The organism is Enterococcus sp. LJL90, from assembly GCF_056924355.1.
Map to the genome: position 1 here is coordinate 506,333 of NZ_JBXPBQ010000002.1, position 20,389 is coordinate 526,721.

Sequence of the window (20,389 nt, forward strand, 5' to 3'; positions counted from 1 at the left end):
TTATAACGGCAAACTGTTAACATTCGCATACCTTTGTTATTACCCTGATCGCCTATAAGATACTCAATATAAATAATTTGATGTCCCAAAAATAGTCCGATAGTAATTTGTAACGGTTGGAATTTCCTACTTTTTATCAATCACTAACCTTTTTTACAACTATCATGCAATAATCAACTTTATTTCACAACCATGTTTACACGACCTAACCCAGCACTTTGTTTAACTCCAAAATATCAAGATGGTTCCCCTTCATTACATAGTATAAATACCTCTGGTACAGCTTCTCATAAGTCTTTGTGTGCATGTTTAACGGTCTTTTAGGGAACAACAGTCTTGTCCTAGTCAGCATGTAATCAAAGCCGTCTGCTTCATAGTTTGGATTAAGTTTCTTGGCAATCTTTTCGGCTTTATTGTACCAAGTCCAGAAGTCGGTTTTGGTTTCTTGCTGGCTCCTGTATACCAGGTTACCGCACGTTCTACACTGCCACCCCATTGCTGCATTGACAAAGAACAAGCATGAACATCTTGCGCTACAGCATGGGCAATTAAATCAATAACGATGGCTTCCATAATTGCATGGTTTTTTTCGACTGCTATTTTCCAGCCCGCCATGACAATCTGATTACTTTTACTGTCTATAATGACATTGACTTACTGTTGATTGATTAATTGCTTTGTCTGGCCAATCGTACGAGTAGTTGAAAATGTATAGGTTGTTTTATTTTAGTTCCATGTTTCAACCATTTCTTAAACTGTGATATGGATATAGTGGTGTATCTACAAAGAAGCTCAATCACTCAGACTATGGACACTTATACTCACTTAGGTAAAAAAGCACAAGAAAGAACCGTTGAAAAAGTCACTCAGTTTGCTAATTTTTAAAACTGATTGTAATCAATTTTGTAATCAGTCGCATTTTTGAAGAAATAAAAAAAGCTGTATCCCTTCTCACACAAGGGATACAGCAAATAGTAAAATGAATTACTTAGTTTCGCGGTGTAAAGTAACTTTTCTTTCGCGTGGGCAATATTTTTTCTTTTCCAAGCGATCAGGGTTGTTACGTTTATTTTTGCTTGTTAGGTAGTTACGTTCTTTACAAGAAGTACATTCTAATGTAATGTTTACGCGCATGATTTTCCCTCCCCTTGTTTTCTAGAGTCAACTAAGATTGCTCTCAGACTTTAATATATTATCATGAACAAGGGAAGAATACCAGTGTTTTAATGAAATTTGTTAAGTAGTTTTACTTGACGAAGAAATGAATGCTTTTAAAGCAGTTTTTCAATATCTGCTTTGATTTCTTCTGGTTTTACAGTTGGTGCATAGCGGGCAACGACTTCACCGTCTTTATTGACTAGGAATTTGGTAAAATTCCATTTGATGGCTTTGCCGGCCAGACCACCCTGTTCCTTTTTCAAAAATTGATATAATGGTGCTTCGTTTTTACCGTTGACATCGATTTTTGCGAAAGTTTCAAAAGTAGTCGCGTAATTGAGTTGACAAAATTCGACAATTTCTTCATTGGAGCCTGGTGCTTGGTGACCGAATTGATTACAGGGAAAATCTAGAATTTCAAAATTTTGGTCTTTAAATTCTTTATATAAGTTTTCCAATCCTTCATACTGCGGTGTGAAACCACAGCCGGTTGCTGTATTGACAATCAGCAAAACTTTTCCCTTATAATCGGCCATAGCTTTTTCAGTGCCAGAGACTTCTTTTATCTGATATTCATAAATACTCATGTGAATTCCTCATTTCCTAAAATTTACTATATTTTCTTCCATCTTCTTCATAAATGCAATTAATCAAACTGCACTCCACAAAGTTTAGCTAAAAATAAAAAAAAACAGGTTGGCACACTAAGTACCCAACAAAAGAAATTTTTGTTTTGAGATACTTAGCTGCCAACCTGTAAAACTTTAGCTTTCTGAATTGTAATAAGCGTTTAAAATTTGTAAGGCAATGCTGGTGTTTTCCCCACCGGCAGTCGTTAACTGCGGCAAGATAACCGAGATTGCGATGTCGTTGCCATCGTCAGTTCGTGTGTAAACGACCAGATTACTATTGTCTGTATTGACAGTCGTTCCGTTTGCAGTAATATATTCCGTTTCAGCAGTACCGGATTTTGCGTAAGCTGTAACTGGTGATGCCTGCAAAGCTCGCACAGTCGTTAAACTGCTGGAACCGTGAACCGCATTGTACATACCTGTATCAATAATATCCCATTCAGCTTGGCTCAAATCACTGATTTGGCTAAGACTATTGCCGCCAAGATCTTGAATCAAATTATTGGTGTCAATATTTCCTGAAGCGTCATTACCATACACCCCATCGACTACATGGGCCTGGACCCGATTTCCATAATTGTGAACTGTCGAAACATATTGAGCTAATTGCATCGCCGTATAGGTATCAAACTGACCAAAGGATAAATCGAGAATATTACCGGCATCGATATCTTCAAAGTTCGTCGGCACGTAACCCGTATTTTCATTTGGTAAATCTAAACCAGTTGACACGCCCATCCCAAAAGCAGCGTAAGTCGCCCGCAATTTTGCATAAGCATTTTCCTGCGTATCAGAATTTGCATACGGCAGACTCATGCCAGAGGTATATTCTAAGCCCATCATTTTTAAAGCTAGCTGCATCATGTAGGAGTTGGAAGAATATTCTAAGGCTTGCTCAGTCGTAATGTTCATCGTACTAGATTTATTAAACCAAGAAGATTTTGAAGCTGTTCCTGCTAAACGAATCGGCTGATCGACTAACGTTTGGTTACCAGAAATTAAATCATTTTCATAGGCTGAGGCAACTGTCGCAGGTTTGACTGTTGAACCCGGTACAAACTGGTTCAAATAAGTTCCTGTGATATCAGCCGACGTTGTCGTAGTTTCTTCTTCATGGGAAACGCCCGCCATTGCCAGAACAGAGCCATCATCAGGGTCCATCACAACAACATAGGCGCCTGGTGAATAAAGTCCCGTTGAGCCGGCAATACTGTTGAAAGTTGTTTCAACAATACTTTGCACTTGATTTTGAAAATCGCTGTCAATGGTCAACATCAAGTTATTGCCCTTTGAACCAGCTTCCGTCTGGGTCCGGGATTCAATTGAACCATCAGAGTTTAAATTGACGGTGTATTTTGATTTGGTTCCTTGCAAAACATTTTCATACTGTAATTCAAGATTGCTGTTACCGACCCGATCTGTCAGTAGATAACCTTCTGATAAATACTGTTCAGCAGTATCAGCTAAAAGTCCATCCTGCAGATTTCCTAAAAGTCCGCGAATATTTGCATTGTCCGTGTATTGACGAGCCCAGTCGGTACCGGTTGATACGCCATCTAATTCTGCTTCGTTTTCAGCAATGATGGCCACTTCAGCATCAGAAACATCGGCATTTTTAATAAAAATTGTGTTTAAAGCAGAAGCTTCATTCATTTTAGTAAAAATTGTCGCAATTTCTAATTCTTCATCAGAAAAAACAATTTGCTCAGCCGAAACTTTTGCCACCACAGCGGCATACATTTCACTGGTGCCTAATTCGTCGCCATTTTCATCTTGTTTTTCAGCATCGGTCATGGAGGCAACTACGGCATCATAGTTGTCCGAATTGGCCAAGAAGTAATCCTTTAAATCCCGTTCGGTTAAATCTGCATCGACGGGTACGTAAATCAAATTTGCCACTCGTTGTGCGATTGTCAAAACAGAAGCGGTGGAAACATTATTCCCACGAGTATAAGTGATGGCCTTGTTCGCTACATTTGCAGCCAAAACATTGCCGTTCGCGTCATAAATCATGCCCCGCGGTGAGCTTTGAGTAATTTCAACAGTGTCTGAGGTATCGACTTGCGCTTCAATGCTAGAAGCTTCAATAATTTGGACGTAGCCCAAGCGAGCAATCAACGCTACAAACAATCCAAAAATAACTAGAAATAATAAATTTAAGCGGAAAGGAATATGTGATCGTTTGCCGGGTTTTTGCTGCGGCTCCTCGCCCCCCGAAATCAGTTTGCCCACGAAGGCCTTCGTGTCAAACTTATCATTTTTTTTCATTGTATCCACCTTTCCAAAATTTCTACAAATACCTGTCTTATTGTAGCGAATTTTCCCCTAAGAAAAAAGCCTTAAAGGAGGAATAAATAAATATTTAAAAATTTTGTCCGTTAACGGATGTTTCACAGTTACACGGCAACAAGTTTTCATTTTCAAAAAAAGCTTGCTAAATCAATTTTTAAAGCTGTCAAGCGTTTGTGAAACAAAATAAAAATTTTGTTGATGTGGATAACTAAAAAAAGCGTAGCTGTGCCATTAGTCTTTTTTACAGATGAAATCCCGAACTATCTTGTATTTGTCTCTGTAATTCACTAGGGCCGCAAAACAAAAATACATTTGTTCTTGCGACCCAGTAAATCCTCGAAGCAAATCAACAACCTTGATTGATCTTTTTAGATATTATTCGTGCATTTCTCTTCTGTTTTGACTAATGTCACCGCTACACTTGCTAAAAAATCTTAGACTCTGCTGTAGTTTTTCACATCTGCTGCCATTGATTCAACAAAAACATTTAAATCTTCAACAGCTGTTTCTTTGCTGCCATAGCGACGAATATTGACAGTCACTTCTTCCAGCTCTTTATCACCGACAACAATTTGATAAGGAATTTTTTGCGTTTGCGAAGCCCGAATTTTATAGCCCATTTTTTCATTGCGATCATCGACTTCAACCCGCAGACCTTGCTCTTGCAACCGTCTTTTCACTTTATAAGCATAATCACTATGGGCTTCAACTGAAACCGGAATAATTGTTGCCTGAATTGGTGCCAACCAAGTTGGAAAAGCGCCTTTATAAACTTCTGTCAAATAAGCGACAAAACGTTCCATTGTAGAAACGATCCCTCTGTGAATGACCACAGGCCGATGGGTATTTTCGCCGTCTTCACCGACATAAGTTAATTCAAACCGTTCTGGCAATAGGAAATCTAATTGGATGGTGGATAAAGTTTCTTCATTGCCTAAAGCTGTTTTAACTTGGACGTCTAATTTTGGACCATAGAAGGCCGCTTCTCCTTCGGCTTCAAAATAATCAAGCTCTAAATCATCCATCGCTTCCTTCAGCATCTTTTGGGCATTTTCCCACATGGCGTCATCATCAAAATATTTATCCGTATTATTAGGATCACGATAACTCAAACGGAAACGATAATCAGTCACGTTGAAATCAGCGTACACATTAATCATCAAATCTAAGGTCCGTTTAAATTCATCTTTAATTTGATCTGGACGCACAAACGTATGCCCATCATTTAACGTCATTTCCCGCACCCGTTGCAAGCCAGATAAGGCACCGGATTTTTCATAACGGTGCATCATACCTAATTCAGCAATCCGAATTGGCAATTCTCGATAAGAATGGATATCGTTTTTATAAACCATCATATGATGAGGACAGTTCATTGGGCGTAAAACCAACATTTCTCCGTCTCCCATATCCATCGGTGGAAACATATCTTCATGGTAATGATCCCAGTGACCAGAAGTTTTATACAACTCGACATCCGCCATGATTGGTGTATAAACATGTTGGTAACCCAGACTAATTTCTTTATCTGTAATATAGCGTTCAATAGTTCTGCGAATCGTTGCCCCTTTTGGCAACCAGAAAGGCAAACCAGAGCCGACTTCTTGAGACACCATGAATAAATCAAGTTCTTTACCTAATTTACGATGGTCTCTTTCTTTGGCTTCTTCCCGCATTTTGATAAATTCCTTCAAAGCTTTTTTATCAAAAAAGGCTGTGCCATAAATCCGTTGCATCATGTGATTATTGGAATCACCCCGCCAGTAAGCTCCGGCCACTGAGAGCAATTGGAAAATCTGCATGCGACCTGTTGACGGTACATGAGGTCCCCGACATAAATCAATAAAGTCTTTTTGTTCATAGGCAGTGATAATTTCATCAGCTGGCATTTCATTGATTAATTCAACTTTATAAGGATCACTTGCAAAAATTTCTAACGCTTCTTCTTTTGTCAGCACTTTGCGGACAATCGGGTTATTTTCTTTTACGATTTTCATCATTTCCGCTTCAATCGCTGGCAAATCTTCAACTGTTACTGGATTTTCACCGTTATCGGTATCGTAATAAAAACCTGAATCAATCGCCGGGCCCACACCAAAATGAATGTGAGGGAACAAACGGCGTAACGCATTGGCCATTAAATGCGCCGTTGAATGCCGCAAAATACCTAAAGCATCTTCATGGTCAGGGGTTACAATTTCAATTGTACCGTCCTCTTCAATTGCGCGATCTAAATCAATCAGCTCGCCGTTAAATTTGCCGGCTAGCGCTTTTTTAGCTAAACTTTTTGAAATTCCTTCTGCAACATCAAAGGTTGTCACACCTGCCTCGTATTCACGAATGGCGCCATCAGGAAAAGTAATTTGAATTGACATGGAAATCCTCCTTTATTTTGATTGATTGAAGGACCGGACAAATAAAAAAGCCCTAGTATCTGTCTAGATACTAGGACGAATCATCGTGGTTCCACCTAATGTTTGAACATATTGTTCCTTAAACGTGATAACGGAACGACCGCCTCTGGATTTAGTAGAGGTTAAAAAAAGTGGTCAGCACTTGCGGATTTAGAAAACTTACAGCCGGGGTTTTCCTCTCTAAAAAATCTTTAACAAGCTCTGTTGTCTTTTTCTTCAATCAATTATAGAAATTATTTAAACACTTATTCACTGAAAATGCAAGTAAAATCTAGCGCCACTCGCCGCCTTGCGCATAAGTCCCTTTTTTCATCTCATTAATAATCACATGGATGTTTTCCTTCGGTGCACCAGAATTTTTGGAAACAACCTCCGTGACCTCCTTGACCATTTTTGTCAGCTGCTCTTGAGTGCGACCTTCTAAAAGTTCAATGTGGATAAATGGCATGATAAATTTCCTCCTATAATATAAAATTTTTATTACCAATTAGTTTAGCAAAACTTGATAAAATTTGCTAAGAATCCGTGGCATAAACGCAACTTTTTCTATCTTACTTTTATTTCTCTTCATTCCAATTAACCAAAACCGCAGTCCCGTGCAATTTACTTATGCCCCGCAAAGATTCCCGTTCTTCTCGGCTCGTTTCTACAAAACCATTTTTTGCTAGGACACGACTGCTGGCACCATTTTCTATCAAATAATGGCCAATTAATTCGGTAAGCCCCATCTCAGCGAATGCTAGGCGGATGATTTCTGCGACTGCTTCTGTTGCAAAACCTTGATTCCAAAAATTTTTATTTAAGGTATAACCTAATTCTGCTGACTTTTGGTCCTCAGATAATCGCAGCGTAATATGACCAATCATTTTGTAATTTTCCTTCAAAATGATGGCATAGCGACCTAATGGTTGAGCCAAATTCCACAAAACCAGCGACTCTTTACTTTCAGCCAGTGATGTTGTTGGAAAGAATTCATAGGTCAGTGTCTCTTCATCTGAAATGTATTCATGGTAATCTAAAAGATAAGCAAGTTTCAAAGGTTCCAGCAAGAGGCGCTCGGTTTTTAAATACTGCTTTTCCGCTAATACAACCAATTTGTTTTCTTCCATATAAGTCTCCTTTAAAATAAATTTCAAATCTTCGAAAATTTATTATGCAAAATTTCCTGTTTAACTGACGTAAAAATTAGGTTTTCAGGAAACTATTCAACCTTACTCAAACAAGCATATCTCCAACGCTTGAAAACAGCATCAAAGCATTCAATTAACATGCTATCAGAAAAACTTTATCAAGAAATGTTTTGATAAAAAGCATCTAACTGTCTTTGATTCTTAATTAGAACAACCTTTTGCGGATAGGCTTGTTGAATATCAGTAAACATTTGGCGGCGTTCTTTGGTGCGACCTTGATAAAGGACCCACCAGATAAATTCCCAATCCAGCTTTTCAAGATTGCCTTCTGCCATCGAGGGCCGGGTTTTGCCGCGATAAGTCAGATATCTTTTGAAGACCCGCCATAAAGCAGCCAATCTAGAAAAGGTCATGATAATAATTTGATCAGCTGCGGCAATTCGTTCCTCGAAAAAAAGTGTTTGATAATTGCCGTCAATAATCCAAGCTGATTGCTGCATAAAGCTTTGCACTAGTGCTTCTTTTTCTTCGAAATCTCGCTCCTGCCAGTTTTGGGTAAACTGAACCGAGTCTAAAAAAAGCAGCGGTAATTTTTTCCTTTCCGCTAAATAGCTGGCGAGTGTCGATTTGCCGCTGCCGGAATAGCCGACAATTTGAATTTTCATAAGACCTCCATAAAGGTGTTTATAAATCGATAGCGAGGCGAACCATATCCTTTAACACTAAATTATTTTCAATAATCGGTTCTGGATAGTGTTTAACAAAAAAATCTTGCTCAATCGCCACCATGCGAAAGCCGCATTTTTGATAGAGATACAGTTGCTCAAAACCGGTCGAGCCAGTACCGATTTCCACTCTGTGGTATTTGGCGTTACTTGCATAATGCAAAGCAAATTGAATTAATTTGGTAGCAATGCCCTGTCCGCGATAATCGGCATCAGTAGCAATATTGACAATTTCTAACGTGTCTGGTCTGGTTGGCAATAACACCATGATGCCGACAACTTTGCCCGCTTCCTCCATGCCAAACACACGACTGCGATTTACATACGCTGCCACCAACTCTTTAGCGGGGTCGGCGTCTAATAAAAGCGCCCATTCCACCTCAGTTATTTCTGTAATTTCGGAAATCTCCATTAGTAAACCTCGTTTTTCTCTTATTATAACAAAGTTTATCTTCAAAATTTATTTAAAATCCTTTTTTACCCTCGAAAAAAGCTAAGAAGACTGCTAGACTGTTCAAGGAGAAATGGAGGCTTCACAGCGTGAAGAAAAAAATTTATAAAACACTGATTGCCAGTGTTGCGCTTATTTTCATCTTGTTCACTGGGATTGGCCTGCTAATTTTTTTGCTGATTTTTTTAAAACGCAAAGCTCGGCCAAAAAAGCCAGCTGAAACCATGCTGATTTTGGGCGCTCAAGTAAAAACTAGCCACGGCAACGCCTTTCCTAGTCAAACTCTAAAGGAGCGGCTGGATACCGGCTTTACTTACCTGCAACAACATCCTTCAATGATTGTGATTGTTTCTGGTGGCCAGGGAGCCGACGAATCAGCTAGTGAAGCTGCGGTGATGAGTCGCTATCTACAGCAGCGTGGTCTTGCCAAAGAAAGAATAATTGAAGAAAATCAGGCAACAACCACCAAAGAAAATCTGCAATTTTCTAATCAACTTCGTCCGCTAACAGATGCCGTTTTAGTCACTAGCGATTTTCATATGTACCGCAGTTTGCTGATTGCCAACCATCAAGGGCTGCATCTGCAGGGCTTAAGTGCAGCCACTGAAAATTCCTCGAAATATTATAGTTATCTGCGAGAAACTTTGGCGCTGGCCTTCACATTGCTGAAAATTTATCTCTGATAAACAGCCTTTTGTCTTTTTGGCGCTGGCTGTGCTATAATTTTTACTCGCAAATATAAAAATTTCACGAATAATTTACCGACTGAAGCGTTTAGGCTGAAGCTAAAGGAGCTCTTTTGATTTGAAAACTCAACGTCAATTAGAACAAGGACATGTGGCAGAAACCATCGCCATTATTGATAACGAAACACAATTATTAAAAAAACAACAACAGGTTGCCCAATCGATTATGAAGGAAGCCAGCAGTCAAACCGGCGAGCAGCAAATTCGCTTTGGCTCCGATGAAGCTTTCTATGAATCGGCGATGGATTATCGCCTGCATGAGCAGGAATTATTAATCCGCTATAAAACCTTGGAGGCCCAAGAAAAACGCTTAAAAGCGCTGGACATTATGGAGGGCAATCCTTATTTTGCCCGGATTGATTTCACGGAAGAAGCTGAGCAGGAAAAACTTTATATCGGCATCGCCTCTTTAAGAGACACTAAGGAAAATCCGGTGGTCATTGACTGGCGGGCACCGATTGCCAATCTGTATTATGAAAGCGAGCTTGGGGCGACTTCCTATGAAGCCGTCGATGGCTGGCACGATGTCAGTCTTGATTTAAAGCGTCAATTTAAAATTCGTGATGGCGAAATCCAGTCAATGGTGGATACCTCCGACACTTTGACGGATGATTTTCTGTTGGATATTTTGGATGAGACCTCCTCTGATAAAATGAAAAACATTGTTTCGACCATCCAGAAATCGCAAAATGCTATCATTCGTGACAAACACAAACATCTGATGGTCCAAGGGATTGCCGGCAGCGGCAAAACTTCGGCGTTATTGCAGCGGGTCGCTTATATTATTTACAGCAATCGTAAATGGCTGGATCCGGAACAAGTGTTGTTATTTTCTCCCAATCATTTATTTAGCGATTATATTTCTACTGTCTTGCCTTCATTAGGCGAAAGCGGCATCCCGACGGAAACCTTTCAGATTTTCTTGAGACGTCTGTTGCCACAATATACGATTATCAATGAAATGCAACAGGAGGAGAATTTTTTAACCGGCAAGGAAAATAAAAGCAATCGCTTAAAATCTGGGATCAGTCTGCCGGCCTTTTTAGATAAATATGCGGCTTCTATCACTGAGTTAGGACCTTTGTTTAGCGATTTGAAAATTACTGGCGAAACCATTATTCCTAAAGAAAAGATTCGTTTTTGGTATCAAGAAACCAATGATCAGCTGCCGATGTATCAAAGAATGCAGCTCTTACAAACGAAGCTTTTGAAAAAAATCGGCGGACTCCAAAAGGACGAAGCTAAAAAAGATTGGGTCAAAGCCGCCGTTGAAGCGGTGATTGATGAAGTAGTTGCCAACGATCCAAATTTTGAAGACACGGAGCAAAATGAGCGCAAACTACGACGAAAATTAGCTCAAAAAATTGTGGCCGACCGCTTTAAACCGCTAGTGAGAAAAATTCATCGCTACCGCTTTATTAATTATGGCAAGCAGTATTTACATTTTCTGCAATCAGTCCCGCAAAGTATTTTGCTGGCCCGCAATGTCAGCCCAGCCGAATGGGCACAAAATATTGTTGAAGTTAAACAGCGTTTGCGCCAAAAGGAACTTTTACAAGAAGATGGCGTCCTCTTTTTCCTTTTAATGAGCAAGATTTATCCTGTGGATGTCTATCAGAAGGCTCGTTTCATTTTCATCGATGAAATGCAGGACTTCTCTCCTTCTCAGGTTTGGCTTTTAAGAAATTTATATCCACGAGCTGGCTTTAACTTCTGTGGAGATTTGAATCAAAAGGTGTTTGATAATGAAACGATTGTCACCTTGATTGACCAGCTGTTTCCTGATCAAGAGGTGCATCAGTTTGAACTGACCACCAGCTATCGCTCTACCAAACAAATCACTGATTTTTCCAGTTTTCTTTTGGCTGAAGAAAGTCCGATTGAAGCTACGGCTAGAGATGGGAAACTGCCAGTCCTACTGGAAACTGACAATCAAACAGCAGGAGTCTTAGAACTCACTGCAAAACTCACAGAATTTTTGCAAAGAAATTCCTATTGGCGCACAGCCATCATCGCTAAATCTTTAGCAGATTGCCAGGCATTATATGGCTCCTTATCGGAAGACTTGCAAGCTGAGCTTCAATTTATTGAAACAGAAGATGATTTCATGAAAAAACAAATCATTTTGATTCCCGCTTATTTAGCAAAAGGCTTAGAATTTGACCAAGTCTTTCTTTGGGATGCCAATGAAACGAGCTTCAATTCGCCTCAGGATCAATTAATTCTTTACACGATGACTACTCGTGCCATGCATGAATTAACAATTTTTACCAATGGTCCAACTAGCCACTTTTTACAAGCTGTTCCAGAAACGGCCTATTTAAAAGAAGTTTAAAAATAAAATCTTTGACAGAAAAACAAACGCCCAATCAACTCTTTTGAACAAGTTGATTGAGCGTTTTTTGTGTAAGGTGTTTGTGAAACTGATGTAAAAAAACAATACTTGGTTTCAAAACTTATAAAGATTATCAAGATTAATTTTCAGCAAAAATAAAAAGACGTTTAAAATGTTTATTCAAATTTATCGAAAAATATCAAAAGCTAATTTTATCGCCGCTAAAACATAACCGAAAGAAAATGATAACCTTTCATAAACCTCTTTTAAATACTCTATCCCAGCCGTTAGATTTTTGTTATCATAAAAAGAAAGTGATTATTTTCGGAGGCATTATTGTGAAAAAAATATTGGGAATCCCATTAGTATTAACTACCGCTTTACTTATGACTGCTTGTTCAACTGATGACACGCAAACTGATTCATCCTCTAGCAGTGAAATCAGCAGCAGTACCACGACAACTGATTCAAGCAGTGTGAACAGCTCAAGCACATTGGAAACGGAAACCTCCACAGCTGATTCTGAAGGCTCAACACCTGCGATTGAATTAGGCACCAAAGAAAATCCAGCACCATTAGGTCAGCCGCTGAATTTTCAGTTTAATTTTACTGATCAAAATGAGGCGCTTCAATCCGCCATGCTCTCAATCAACTTGACAAATATTGCTGCTGGTGAAGAAGCCTATTATCAAATGCATGATTTGGACCCTTCCAATCCAAATGTACCTGAAGGGCAAGAATGGCTTTTGTTTGAAGTGACCATTATGATGAACGCAGAAGACGCCGCTGCGCAAGTGACCCTTGAAAATACTTTTAGCATTGAGAATGCTGAAGGGCAGCTGATTGAACAAACTTTAAGTCCTAACATGGCAGAACAGGCCCTGCAAACCTCTATATTAAGTAACGGCGCAATGGTTAGCGGTAAATTTGCCTTAATGCATCCGGTCGGCGATGCATCAACTATTGTCTTTATCGCCCCTGATGGCACAACACAAGCTTATTGGCATTTATAAAAAAAGACTGTGACGTTAGTTAAAACAGAACTGATTTTTCCGAATTATCTTGTATTTAGCAAGCACTACCAAATACAAGATAATTCGGAATTTCGTCTGTTAAAAACTAATGCACAGTCTCTCTTTTTTTATTCTTCAGCGTCCGCTACGTTATGGTAAACATTTTGAACGTCATCTAAATCTTCCAAGACATCAATCATTTTTTCAAATTTTTCTAAGTCTTCCCCAGTCAACGTCACTTCATTTTGCGGAATCATTTGCATTTCTGCAATTGAAAAATCTTCAATGCCTTTTTCCTTCAAAGCCTCTTGAATAACGTGGAAATCATTTGGTTCGCCGTGAACAATGATTTGGCCATCTTCTTCAACGACATCTTTGACATCAATATCTTTTTCCATCAAATATTCTAAAATATCATCGGCATCATCACCTTTAAAACCAAACAAAGCAGTGTTGTCAAACATATAGGCAACTGCACCAGAGACACCCATATTCCCACCGTTTTTACCAAAGGCGGCCCGTACGTCAGCGGCTGTGCGATTGACGTTATTAGTCAATGTGTCCACGATGACCATTGAGCCATTTGGTCCAAAGCCTTCATAGCGCAACTCTTGGAATTGTTCATCGCCAGAGCCTTTTGCTTTTTCAATCGCTCGGTCAATAATATGTTTTGGTACGTTATAAGTTTTTGCCCGTTCAATAACGAAACGCAATTTTTGATTGGCATGGGGATCAGGATCACCTGATTTTGCTGCTGCATAAATTTCGATTCCGAATTTTGCATATACTTTACTGTTGTTTGCGTCCTTGGCGGTTTTTTTCGCCACGATATTCGCCCATTTACGACCCATTTGTCTCACTTCGCTTTCTGCAGTTTATTTCTTTAAAAAGAAATTCATCCTTTAATATTATACTCGCCCACGGCTTTTCTGTGAAGTATTTTCTTTGATTAACGATTTTAAACTCTAATCGGCGGTCGCCCAAAATTTTCCTCGTTGATTTTAGCATCTGCTAGTTGATAGACCCGATCCATTTTAACCGTCAAGTTCCACGCTACGCCACTTTCTTTACTGAAGCGACTCAGCCACGGCAAGTGCCGGTTTTCACTGATAAACCGCTGACCACCTGCAGTAAAGCCTAAAATTCGTAATTGCGAATTTGTTTGCGCTAGTAGAACTTCCTCTTCTGTCACTTTTCCTAAAACATAAAGACAGAGCCGCTGCAATCTAACCCACGTATACCGTTTGCTTTTTAAAGCTTCAATAAAAGATGCAAAATTTTCAGCTGTCACTACCGCTTCTTTAAATAGATATTCTAGCCCTTCATTCATCTGATAAATCTTTCTTAAGTCTTCTAAACTGCTGGTCAGAATTTGATATTTTAAATAAGGCCACAGCTTTTCCCAGTCAATCAACGGTGAGTCTCTTAATGCCGTCGCCATTTCTTGCGGCATAAAATCATCAACAACTGCGTTTTCCTTCAGTAAATTGCGAATCGCTGTCGCGCTGGCAATATCGCCACTGCCGGCCTTTTGATCATGATAGCCGGCCTGCTCCCGCTGAATCGGCAACAGTTTCATCGGCTGAGGATACTTTGCATTTTCTTTGGCATAACTCAGGCCTAAAATATGATTTGGTGTAGCAAAATCCAATTGATTCTTAGGATAAATTTTGCGAAAGACGGCGGTCATTTTTTGGGGATAATTCAAGTCGCTATCCACTAAACTTTGAAATGTTTCGTCAATTAGAGGCTGCTGTTGGCTAACAAACTCGCCAAATTTTTGGTAATCAAAATGATTTTGACTGTCTGTCCCGAAGCAAAGAGCCTGGCAATTCATTTCCTGCAGTATTTTGACAGCTCCTTTTGCAAAATAATCCGCAGATTGGACCGACCATTGAACAGGCAGTTCCAAAACTAGGTCGGCACCGTTTAATAGGGCAGCATTGGCCCGCTGCCATTTGTCGACAATTGCCGGCTCGCCTCTTTGTAAAAAATTACCGCTCATCACAGCAATGACGACCTCCGCCTGACTTTCTTGCCGGGCTTTTTGCAGATGGTAACGATGCCCGTTATGAAAGGGATTGTATTCAACAATCACACCACAAGTCTTCACAGTTTTCCTCCTCATTTAACATAGCTGCCATAATCATAGCTTAAAAACTTGGGAATTTCCAAACAAAACCTTACAGTTTTCATAAATTATTCACAGTTTACTTTTATAATTGATTGATAAAGAGGTGACTAAAATGCAAGAGTTGCGCTATGCGCTGTCGGGGGCCCAATATTATAAAAAGCAATCGATTTTAACCGGTATTGTGTTAGGGCTTTTTATTTTTACTATCAGCTTGTTATTCAACTTACGTTCCAGTGCGCAATTGCTCTACATGCAAATCTTGCAAAAAATCAGTTACTTCAGCACGGACACCAGCACCCCTTTTTCAGCAAATCGGTTAGCATCTGTTGAAGAGGTTTACGAGATTGCCATTCTCGTAACGATTGGTATTTTCGTTGTTCTGATGTTTGCGATTTTATTTTTCTTTTTAAAAAATAAATTGGCTGAACTGCTGAACTGGAAGCTTCTTGGTTTTAACTTTTGGCAGATTTGGGGCATCTCCCTTTTAGAACTACTGATTCCCCTTTTATTTGTTTGTTTAATTATTGTGACTTTATTGTCGGTTTTTGATAGTTATTATGAAACACTTTTGCAACAAATAAATTTCGGCGTACTTCAGCATTTGACAAGTGAAAATCTAGCAAATCAATCTTTAGCAGTTGCTACCAACGATACTTTTTCTGTGACCTTCTCTGATTTAAGCAACTCGCTGTTTTATATAAATTTTGAAGAAGGCTTTAACCTACTGATGATCTTACAAAACTTTGCCAAAAGTTTAGGCTTAGTGATTGGTCTTTTGAGCCTGATGCTTGGGCTTTGGCAGTTCATCGGATTACGTTTTTTAACCAAAAAATTGAGGTGAGGATATGATTGCAACATCCGGAGCATTAGACAACCAAAAATCAGGACTCTTCATTCATCTAGATTCCTCTGAAAATACCGGCCAACAATTAAACCAAAAACTGGCCCAACAACTGGTCAAACCAGATAAAAATTTAGCGATTATCAGCAGCAATCAAGAAGGTCAAATACTTGGTATTCCCTATCTAACCGTTAATGATACTCTTTATCTTGGCAGCAAAAAAAATAGCATTAATGAAGCCGAATTACAGGCTTTAGCAGCTGAATTAGCGATTCCCACGGCTAATTTTCAAAAAAAGTTTTCAGAAGTTACTTTGCTAAACGCAATTAAGCTACAACTGTTGTTGGCCTTGATTCAAAATAAAAAAAATATCTATTTAAATGATTTTTTTGACAAGTTAGATACCAAAGAAATTCAGCACCTGCTGATGCTTTTGCACCAAATAGCCCACAATGAACATTTGGAAATATACTGCTATACAAATAATATCGCCATTGCCAACAGCAATTATGTGGACGCTACATTTTAAAATAAGTTTCATCTCAAGCTGTGAGTTTGATTTTACAACCAATGTAAAATTTAAACTTGCAGTTTTTTTTGTGTTGTTTATTCCTCTTAACTAAGGAACTTCATCAATTAAGCGGTTCTAAACAAGTTGATGCCACATTAAAATACCGCCACTAACTGTCAGCATTTTCGGCTGTAGTTAGCGGCGGTTCTTTATTCTTTACTTACTTCTTTCTTCAGGTAGCTGCGGCTTTTCTTCACCATCAGCCAATTCAATATCAGGGAAGGAAATTCTAAAGGTTGTCCCCTTACCGGCTTCACTTTCCACTTCAATTGAACCTTTGTGCAATTTGACTAACTGTTGCACAATCGATAAACCTAAACCAGACTCACCATATTTCGTGCTGGTTCTCGAAGGATCGGCCTTGTAATACCTCTCCCAAATATTTTTCCGTTGGGCTTCGTCCATGCCGATACCCGTGTCTGTAATTGATACAATGGTTTCCAGATAACCTTTGTCAACGGCAACGGAAATGGTGCCGTCATTGGTAAACTGAATCGCATTTTGTAAAATATTAACCATAATCTGAGTAAATCGGTCATAATCTGCAAAGACATCAACCTTATCTGTGGTCAACAATTCCAATTTATCATTGGAGGCTTGAGCTTTACTTTCCAGCTGATTTAAAATTTTCGCCATTGTTTCCGTGGCGTCAAATTTCTTGATAACAATGCTCAGCTGATTGGTCCGAATTTTTTCATAATCGAGGTTTTCTGTAACTAAGCGAATCAAACGCTCAGTTTCTGTCTGCATCAAATGAATCGCATTTTCCTTTTGATTCTCAGGAATCGCATTGTATTCTAAGCCCTCTAACAAGCCTTTAATCGTCGTCAACGGCGTCCGCATTTCATGGGAAGCATCCGCCATAAACTGCTTGCGGCGTTCCTCTTGTCGTTCTATTTCTTCATTTGACTCTTTTAACGAGCCCGCCATTTTATTGAAATCTTGCGCTAATTCATCAAATTCATCTTTGTTGTGATTGGGAATTTCCACATCAAAATTCCCTTCAGAAATTTGCTTGGTGGCCTGCTTCAAACGATTGATTTTTTTGACTTGGAAACGAGCAAAATAATAACTCATGATTAGGGCGATAAATAAGGATACGATAAAACCTTTGATTAAGTTTGAATTAATCGCTTGGATACTTTGTTGCAGATTGCGGGCGGGTTGGCTGGTAACTAAAACGCCTAAAAATTCGCCAGTAGCTTTATTATACATCGAGCGAAACACATAGGAGGTTGTATCTTCCTGGCCGAAGAGGTCCGTGTTTAAAGTCTTAGTGACAGTTTGGGTATTCCCTGCCTCACTTAATTGAGACCACTCGCTGCTAGTAATTAAAACCGAACTATCTTCAACAGAAGAATCGGTATTTTCTTCAGTACTTGAAATATAACTTAAAGTGCCATCTGGCTCAAAAATTGCAAAGGTGACCCCTTGTGGACTAAATAATATTGAAGCGGAATCTAAAACATCTGTAAAGGTTTGCTGAGCTTGGGGGTTCTGTAAATTAAAAGCCGAATTCGAATAACTATACAGCTGCTGATAATTATTCTGCTCCATAGTGTTTCTGGTCAATTGGGTGAAAGAAAAGCCAATGATCAGCATCACAATAATGATGACTGACCAAAAGGCTAAAAGTTGTTGATAGAGGTATCTCATTGTTCAGCACCGGAGTCGTCGAATTTATAACCGACTCCCCAGACGGTCTGAATAACTTGTGGACCGACCTTTTCAATTTTTTGCCGCAATTTTTTGATATGGGCATCAACCGTCCGCTCATCACCAAAATATTGATAATCCCAGACTAATTCCAGCAGCTGTTCTCTGGAAAATACTTGCCGCGGTTTGTTGGCTAAAGTATGAAGCAAATCAAATTCTTTCGGCGTCAAACCTTCAATCAATTTACCATTGAGATAAGCTTCACGGGTTTTAGTATTCATTTTGAAATAATCTGTTTGCACGTCAAAACTATTATCACTGCCGCCTTCACTCGGTCCAGTAGTTTCGGCAATTTCTGAACGACGATGTAAGGCTTTGATTCGGGCAATCAAGGTCAGCGGGCTGAAGGGTTTTGTCACGTAATCATCCGCACCCATTTCTAAACCGATAACTTGATCACTTTCTGAGTCGCGGGCCGTCAGCATAATAATCGGCACCGTGGTGGAAACTTTACGGATTTCCCGACCGATAACCATACCATCCATCGTTGGTAGATTTAAGTCTAAGGTCACCATATCCCATTTGTCGGGTTCAGCTAAAAAGGCATCAAGGCCCTCTTTGCCGTCATATTTAAAGGTTGCGTCCCAACCTTCGTTCAAAAAGAACATCTGCATCATCTCAGAGACAGATTCATTGTCTTCAATCATTAAAATATTCATTCATTTTCGCTCCTTTAACAATTTCATGATATAAAATTTCTATTTCAAAAAAATCCTGCACTAAGCAAACCACTTTTTTTCTAAAAATTGAAATATCCTCTGTTTTAGTATACAAGAAAATCCTTAAAAGACCAATGTTGACGGTCATTTTTCAAGAAAGTTTCCGTTTTTCTTCACAATCTGCTAAAATGAGAGAAAATTGTTAAAGGAGTTTTCCATGAACGAGCTAAAAGCGGTGGCATTTTTTGATTTAGATGGCACTTTATTAAATGAAAACAGTCAAATTACTCCAGAAATAACCGAAGCAATGAAACAACTAAAAGAAAATCACGTGCTGCCGGTGATTGCTACTGGCCGGACAGAAGTTGAAATAGATAAAATTATGCAGGCAGCTGGTATTGATTCCTGCATCGTGATGAACGGTCAATTTATTCGAGTCAATGGCGAAACGGTCTATCAAGATATTTTCCCGCCAGAACTCTATCAGCGTTTTTATCAATTTGCCAAAAATCTAGGCCATGAAGTCAGCTTTTACAATGCGCGTCGAATTTGGGCCTTTGACACAAATGATTCTATGGAAAAAGCCTATAGTTTCATCCATGCCAACATGCCGGAAATTGTTTCCGAATTTCCAGATGAAACAGTGAATATGCTATTGGTTCTTGGCAGCGACCATGATGAACAATATTTAGCAGCATTTCCTGAGCTGACTTTTTATCGCAACTCGCCCTTTTCAATTGATACGGTAAAAAAAGGCACCAACAAAGGGACTGGTGTAAAAAATTTATTACACAACTTGAACTTAACAGGTGTGCCGACTTTCGGCTTTGGCGACGGCTTAAATGATTTAGCTTTACTAGAAGCCTGTGACACGGCAATTGCGATGGATAATGCTCGCCCTGAAGTGAAAGAAGCAGCTGATTATATCACGCCTAAAAATACTGAAGGCGGCATTGTGCAGGCGCTAAAATATTTTCAATTGATTTAAATTTGCATCTAGTGGATTTGAATTAATTTCTCTGTCAAAGTAAATTACTAACTTTTCAAACTGCGAGCTTTGCTTTTTTTCGCTGGCGTGTTATACTGTTTGAGCACAAATCCCGTGCACCCTTTATTTTTCGGGGGCGTTACGGATTCGACAGGCATAGTTTGAGCTTGAATTGCGCTTCGTAGGTTACGGCTACGTTAAAACGTTACAGTTAAATATAACTGCTAAAAACGAAAACAACTCTTACGCTTTAGCAGCCTAAAAACTGCTTGCGTAGATCCTCCCGGCATCGCCCATGTGCTCGGGTAAGGGTCTCAAAACTAAGTGGGATACGCTAAATTTTTCCGTCTGTAAAATTTAGAAGAGTTCATCAGACTAGCGAAGTTCGTCGCCTGTCATTCGGCAGCGGGCCAAGTGAAACTTAATTGAATTGACTATGAGCGTAGAAGTTGAAGTGGCAATGTGTTTGGACGCGGGTTCGACTCCCGCCGTCTCCATCGGTAGTTTTCGCTACATTTCGCTAAGAGCCAAAGCCTTGATTTTACAAGGTCTTGGCTCTTTTCTGTTTTCGGAAATTATCGCTA

General features: G+C 39.4%; 19 protein-coding genes and 1 other RNA gene. 7 read left to right on the plus strand and 13 right to left on the minus strand.

Annotation, left to right across the window (positions count from 1 at the left end):
• Positions 1-345: 345 nt before the first annotated feature.
• The 9 genes from AC1Z3S_RS07320 to AC1Z3S_RS07360 form a co-directional block, all read right to left on the minus strand.
• Positions 346-615 carry a hypothetical protein gene (locus tag AC1Z3S_RS07320; RefSeq protein ID WP_461739803.1) on the minus strand — a complete coding sequence of 90 codons (270 nt, stop codon included), beginning with the start codon at positions 613-615 and terminating at the stop codon, positions 346-348.
• Positions 616-984: 369 nt separating this feature from the next.
• A complete protein-coding gene (gene rpmG / locus AC1Z3S_RS07325; RefSeq protein WP_010753318.1) occupies positions 985-1,134 on the minus strand; it encodes a 50S ribosomal protein L33 in 150 nt (49 codons plus the stop codon).
• Between the two features lie 137 nt (positions 1,135-1,271).
• Positions 1,272-1,745, minus strand: coding sequence for a glutathione peroxidase (locus AC1Z3S_RS07330; protein ID WP_461739804.1), 474 nt, complete (start codon positions 1,743-1,745; stop codon positions 1,272-1,274).
• A 177-nt stretch (positions 1,746-1,922) separates the two neighbouring features.
• Positions 1,923-4,058, minus strand: coding sequence for a penicillin-binding transpeptidase domain-containing protein (locus AC1Z3S_RS07335; protein ID WP_461739805.1), 2,136 nt, complete (start codon positions 4,056-4,058; stop codon positions 1,923-1,925).
• 458 nt (positions 4,059-4,516) lie between these two features.
• Complete coding sequence (gene thrS, locus AC1Z3S_RS07340; RefSeq protein WP_461739806.1) at positions 4,517-6,457, minus strand: threonine--tRNA ligase; 1,941 nt, start codon at positions 6,455-6,457, stop codon at positions 4,517-4,519.
• Between the two features lie 310 nt (positions 6,458-6,767).
• Entirely contained in the window at positions 6,768-6,944 is a 177-nt protein-coding gene (locus AC1Z3S_RS07345; protein WP_461737456.1) for a 2-hydroxymuconate tautomerase, read from the minus strand.
• Between the two features lie 109 nt (positions 6,945-7,053).
• Entirely contained in the window at positions 7,054-7,605 is a 552-nt protein-coding gene (locus tag AC1Z3S_RS07350; RefSeq protein ID WP_461739807.1) for a GNAT family N-acetyltransferase, read from the minus strand.
• A 179-nt stretch (positions 7,606-7,784) separates the two neighbouring features.
• The gene (locus AC1Z3S_RS07355; protein WP_461739808.1) at positions 7,785-8,291 is read right to left on the minus strand and encodes a P-loop NTPase family protein; all 507 of its coding nucleotides are present in this window, start codon (positions 8,289-8,291) and stop codon (positions 7,785-7,787) included.
• A 19-nt stretch (positions 8,292-8,310) separates the two neighbouring features.
• Positions 8,311-8,763 carry a GNAT family N-acetyltransferase gene (locus AC1Z3S_RS07360; RefSeq protein WP_461739809.1) on the minus strand — a complete coding sequence of 151 codons (453 nt, stop codon included), beginning with the start codon at positions 8,761-8,763 and terminating at the stop codon, positions 8,311-8,313.
• 128 nt (positions 8,764-8,891) lie between these two features.
• Between AC1Z3S_RS07360 and AC1Z3S_RS07365 the strand changes: the two genes are divergently transcribed.
• From AC1Z3S_RS07365 to AC1Z3S_RS07375, 3 genes are all read left to right on the plus strand, one after another.
• Positions 8,892-9,485, plus strand: coding sequence for a YdcF family protein (locus tag AC1Z3S_RS07365; protein WP_461739810.1), 594 nt, complete (start codon positions 8,892-8,894; stop codon positions 9,483-9,485).
• Between the two features lie 121 nt (positions 9,486-9,606).
• The gene (helD, locus tag AC1Z3S_RS07370) at positions 9,607-11,883 is read left to right on the plus strand and encodes an RNA polymerase recycling motor HelD (protein WP_461739811.1); all 2,277 of its coding nucleotides are present in this window, start codon (positions 9,607-9,609) and stop codon (positions 11,881-11,883) included.
• Between the two features lie 338 nt (positions 11,884-12,221).
• Positions 12,222-12,896, plus strand: coding sequence for a hypothetical protein (locus AC1Z3S_RS07375; RefSeq protein WP_461739812.1), 675 nt, complete (start codon positions 12,222-12,224; stop codon positions 12,894-12,896).
• A 128-nt stretch (positions 12,897-13,024) separates the two neighbouring features.
• Here the strand turns inward: AC1Z3S_RS07375 and AC1Z3S_RS07380 are convergent, their stop codons facing one another.
• Together AC1Z3S_RS07380 and AC1Z3S_RS07385 are read right to left on the minus strand one after the other, a co-directional pair.
• Positions 13,025-13,747 (minus strand): YebC/PmpR family DNA-binding transcriptional regulator, encoded by a 723-nt coding sequence (locus AC1Z3S_RS07380; protein ID WP_265456858.1) that lies wholly within the window; start codon positions 13,745-13,747, stop codon positions 13,025-13,027.
• A 107-nt stretch (positions 13,748-13,854) separates the two neighbouring features.
• Positions 13,855-15,009: a nucleotidyltransferase gene (locus AC1Z3S_RS07385; RefSeq protein ID WP_461739813.1), complete on the minus strand. Its 1,155-nt coding sequence runs from the start codon at positions 15,007-15,009 to the stop codon at positions 13,855-13,857.
• A 133-nt stretch (positions 15,010-15,142) separates the two neighbouring features.
• Here AC1Z3S_RS07385 and AC1Z3S_RS07390 point away from each other — a divergent pair, with 133 nt between their 5' ends.
• Positions 15,143-15,871, plus strand: a complete 729-nt coding sequence (locus AC1Z3S_RS07390) for a hypothetical protein (RefSeq protein ID WP_461739814.1) — start codon at positions 15,143-15,145, stop codon at positions 15,869-15,871.
• 4 nt (positions 15,872-15,875) lie between these two features.
• Positions 15,876-16,400: a hypothetical protein gene (locus AC1Z3S_RS07395; protein ID WP_461739815.1), complete on the plus strand. Its 525-nt coding sequence runs from the start codon at positions 15,876-15,878 to the stop codon at positions 16,398-16,400.
• Between the two features lie 198 nt (positions 16,401-16,598).
• Here AC1Z3S_RS07395 and AC1Z3S_RS07400 read toward each other — a convergent pair whose 3' ends face one another.
• Both AC1Z3S_RS07400 and AC1Z3S_RS07405 read right to left on the minus strand, forming a co-directional pair.
• Positions 16,599-18,098 (minus strand): ATP-binding protein, encoded by a 1,500-nt coding sequence (locus tag AC1Z3S_RS07400; protein ID WP_461739816.1) that lies wholly within the window; start codon positions 18,096-18,098, stop codon positions 16,599-16,601.
• Positions 18,095-18,817, minus strand: coding sequence for a winged helix-turn-helix domain-containing protein (locus AC1Z3S_RS07405; protein WP_461739817.1), 723 nt, complete (start codon positions 18,815-18,817; stop codon positions 18,095-18,097). The genes AC1Z3S_RS07400 and AC1Z3S_RS07405 overlap by 4 nt, the downstream gene beginning before the upstream one ends.
• 217 nt (positions 18,818-19,034) lie before the next feature.
• On the opposite strand from AC1Z3S_RS07405, the gene AC1Z3S_RS07410 reads away from it, so the two are divergent.
• Both AC1Z3S_RS07410 and ssrA read left to right on the plus strand, forming a co-directional pair.
• Positions 19,035-19,805 (plus strand): Cof-type HAD-IIB family hydrolase, encoded by a 771-nt coding sequence (locus AC1Z3S_RS07410; RefSeq protein WP_461739818.1) that lies wholly within the window; start codon positions 19,035-19,037, stop codon positions 19,803-19,805.
• Positions 19,806-19,937: 132 nt separating this feature from the next.
• Positions 19,938-20,305: a transfer-messenger RNA gene (ssrA, locus tag AC1Z3S_RS07415) on the plus strand.
• Positions 20,306-20,389: the final 84 nt, after the last annotated feature.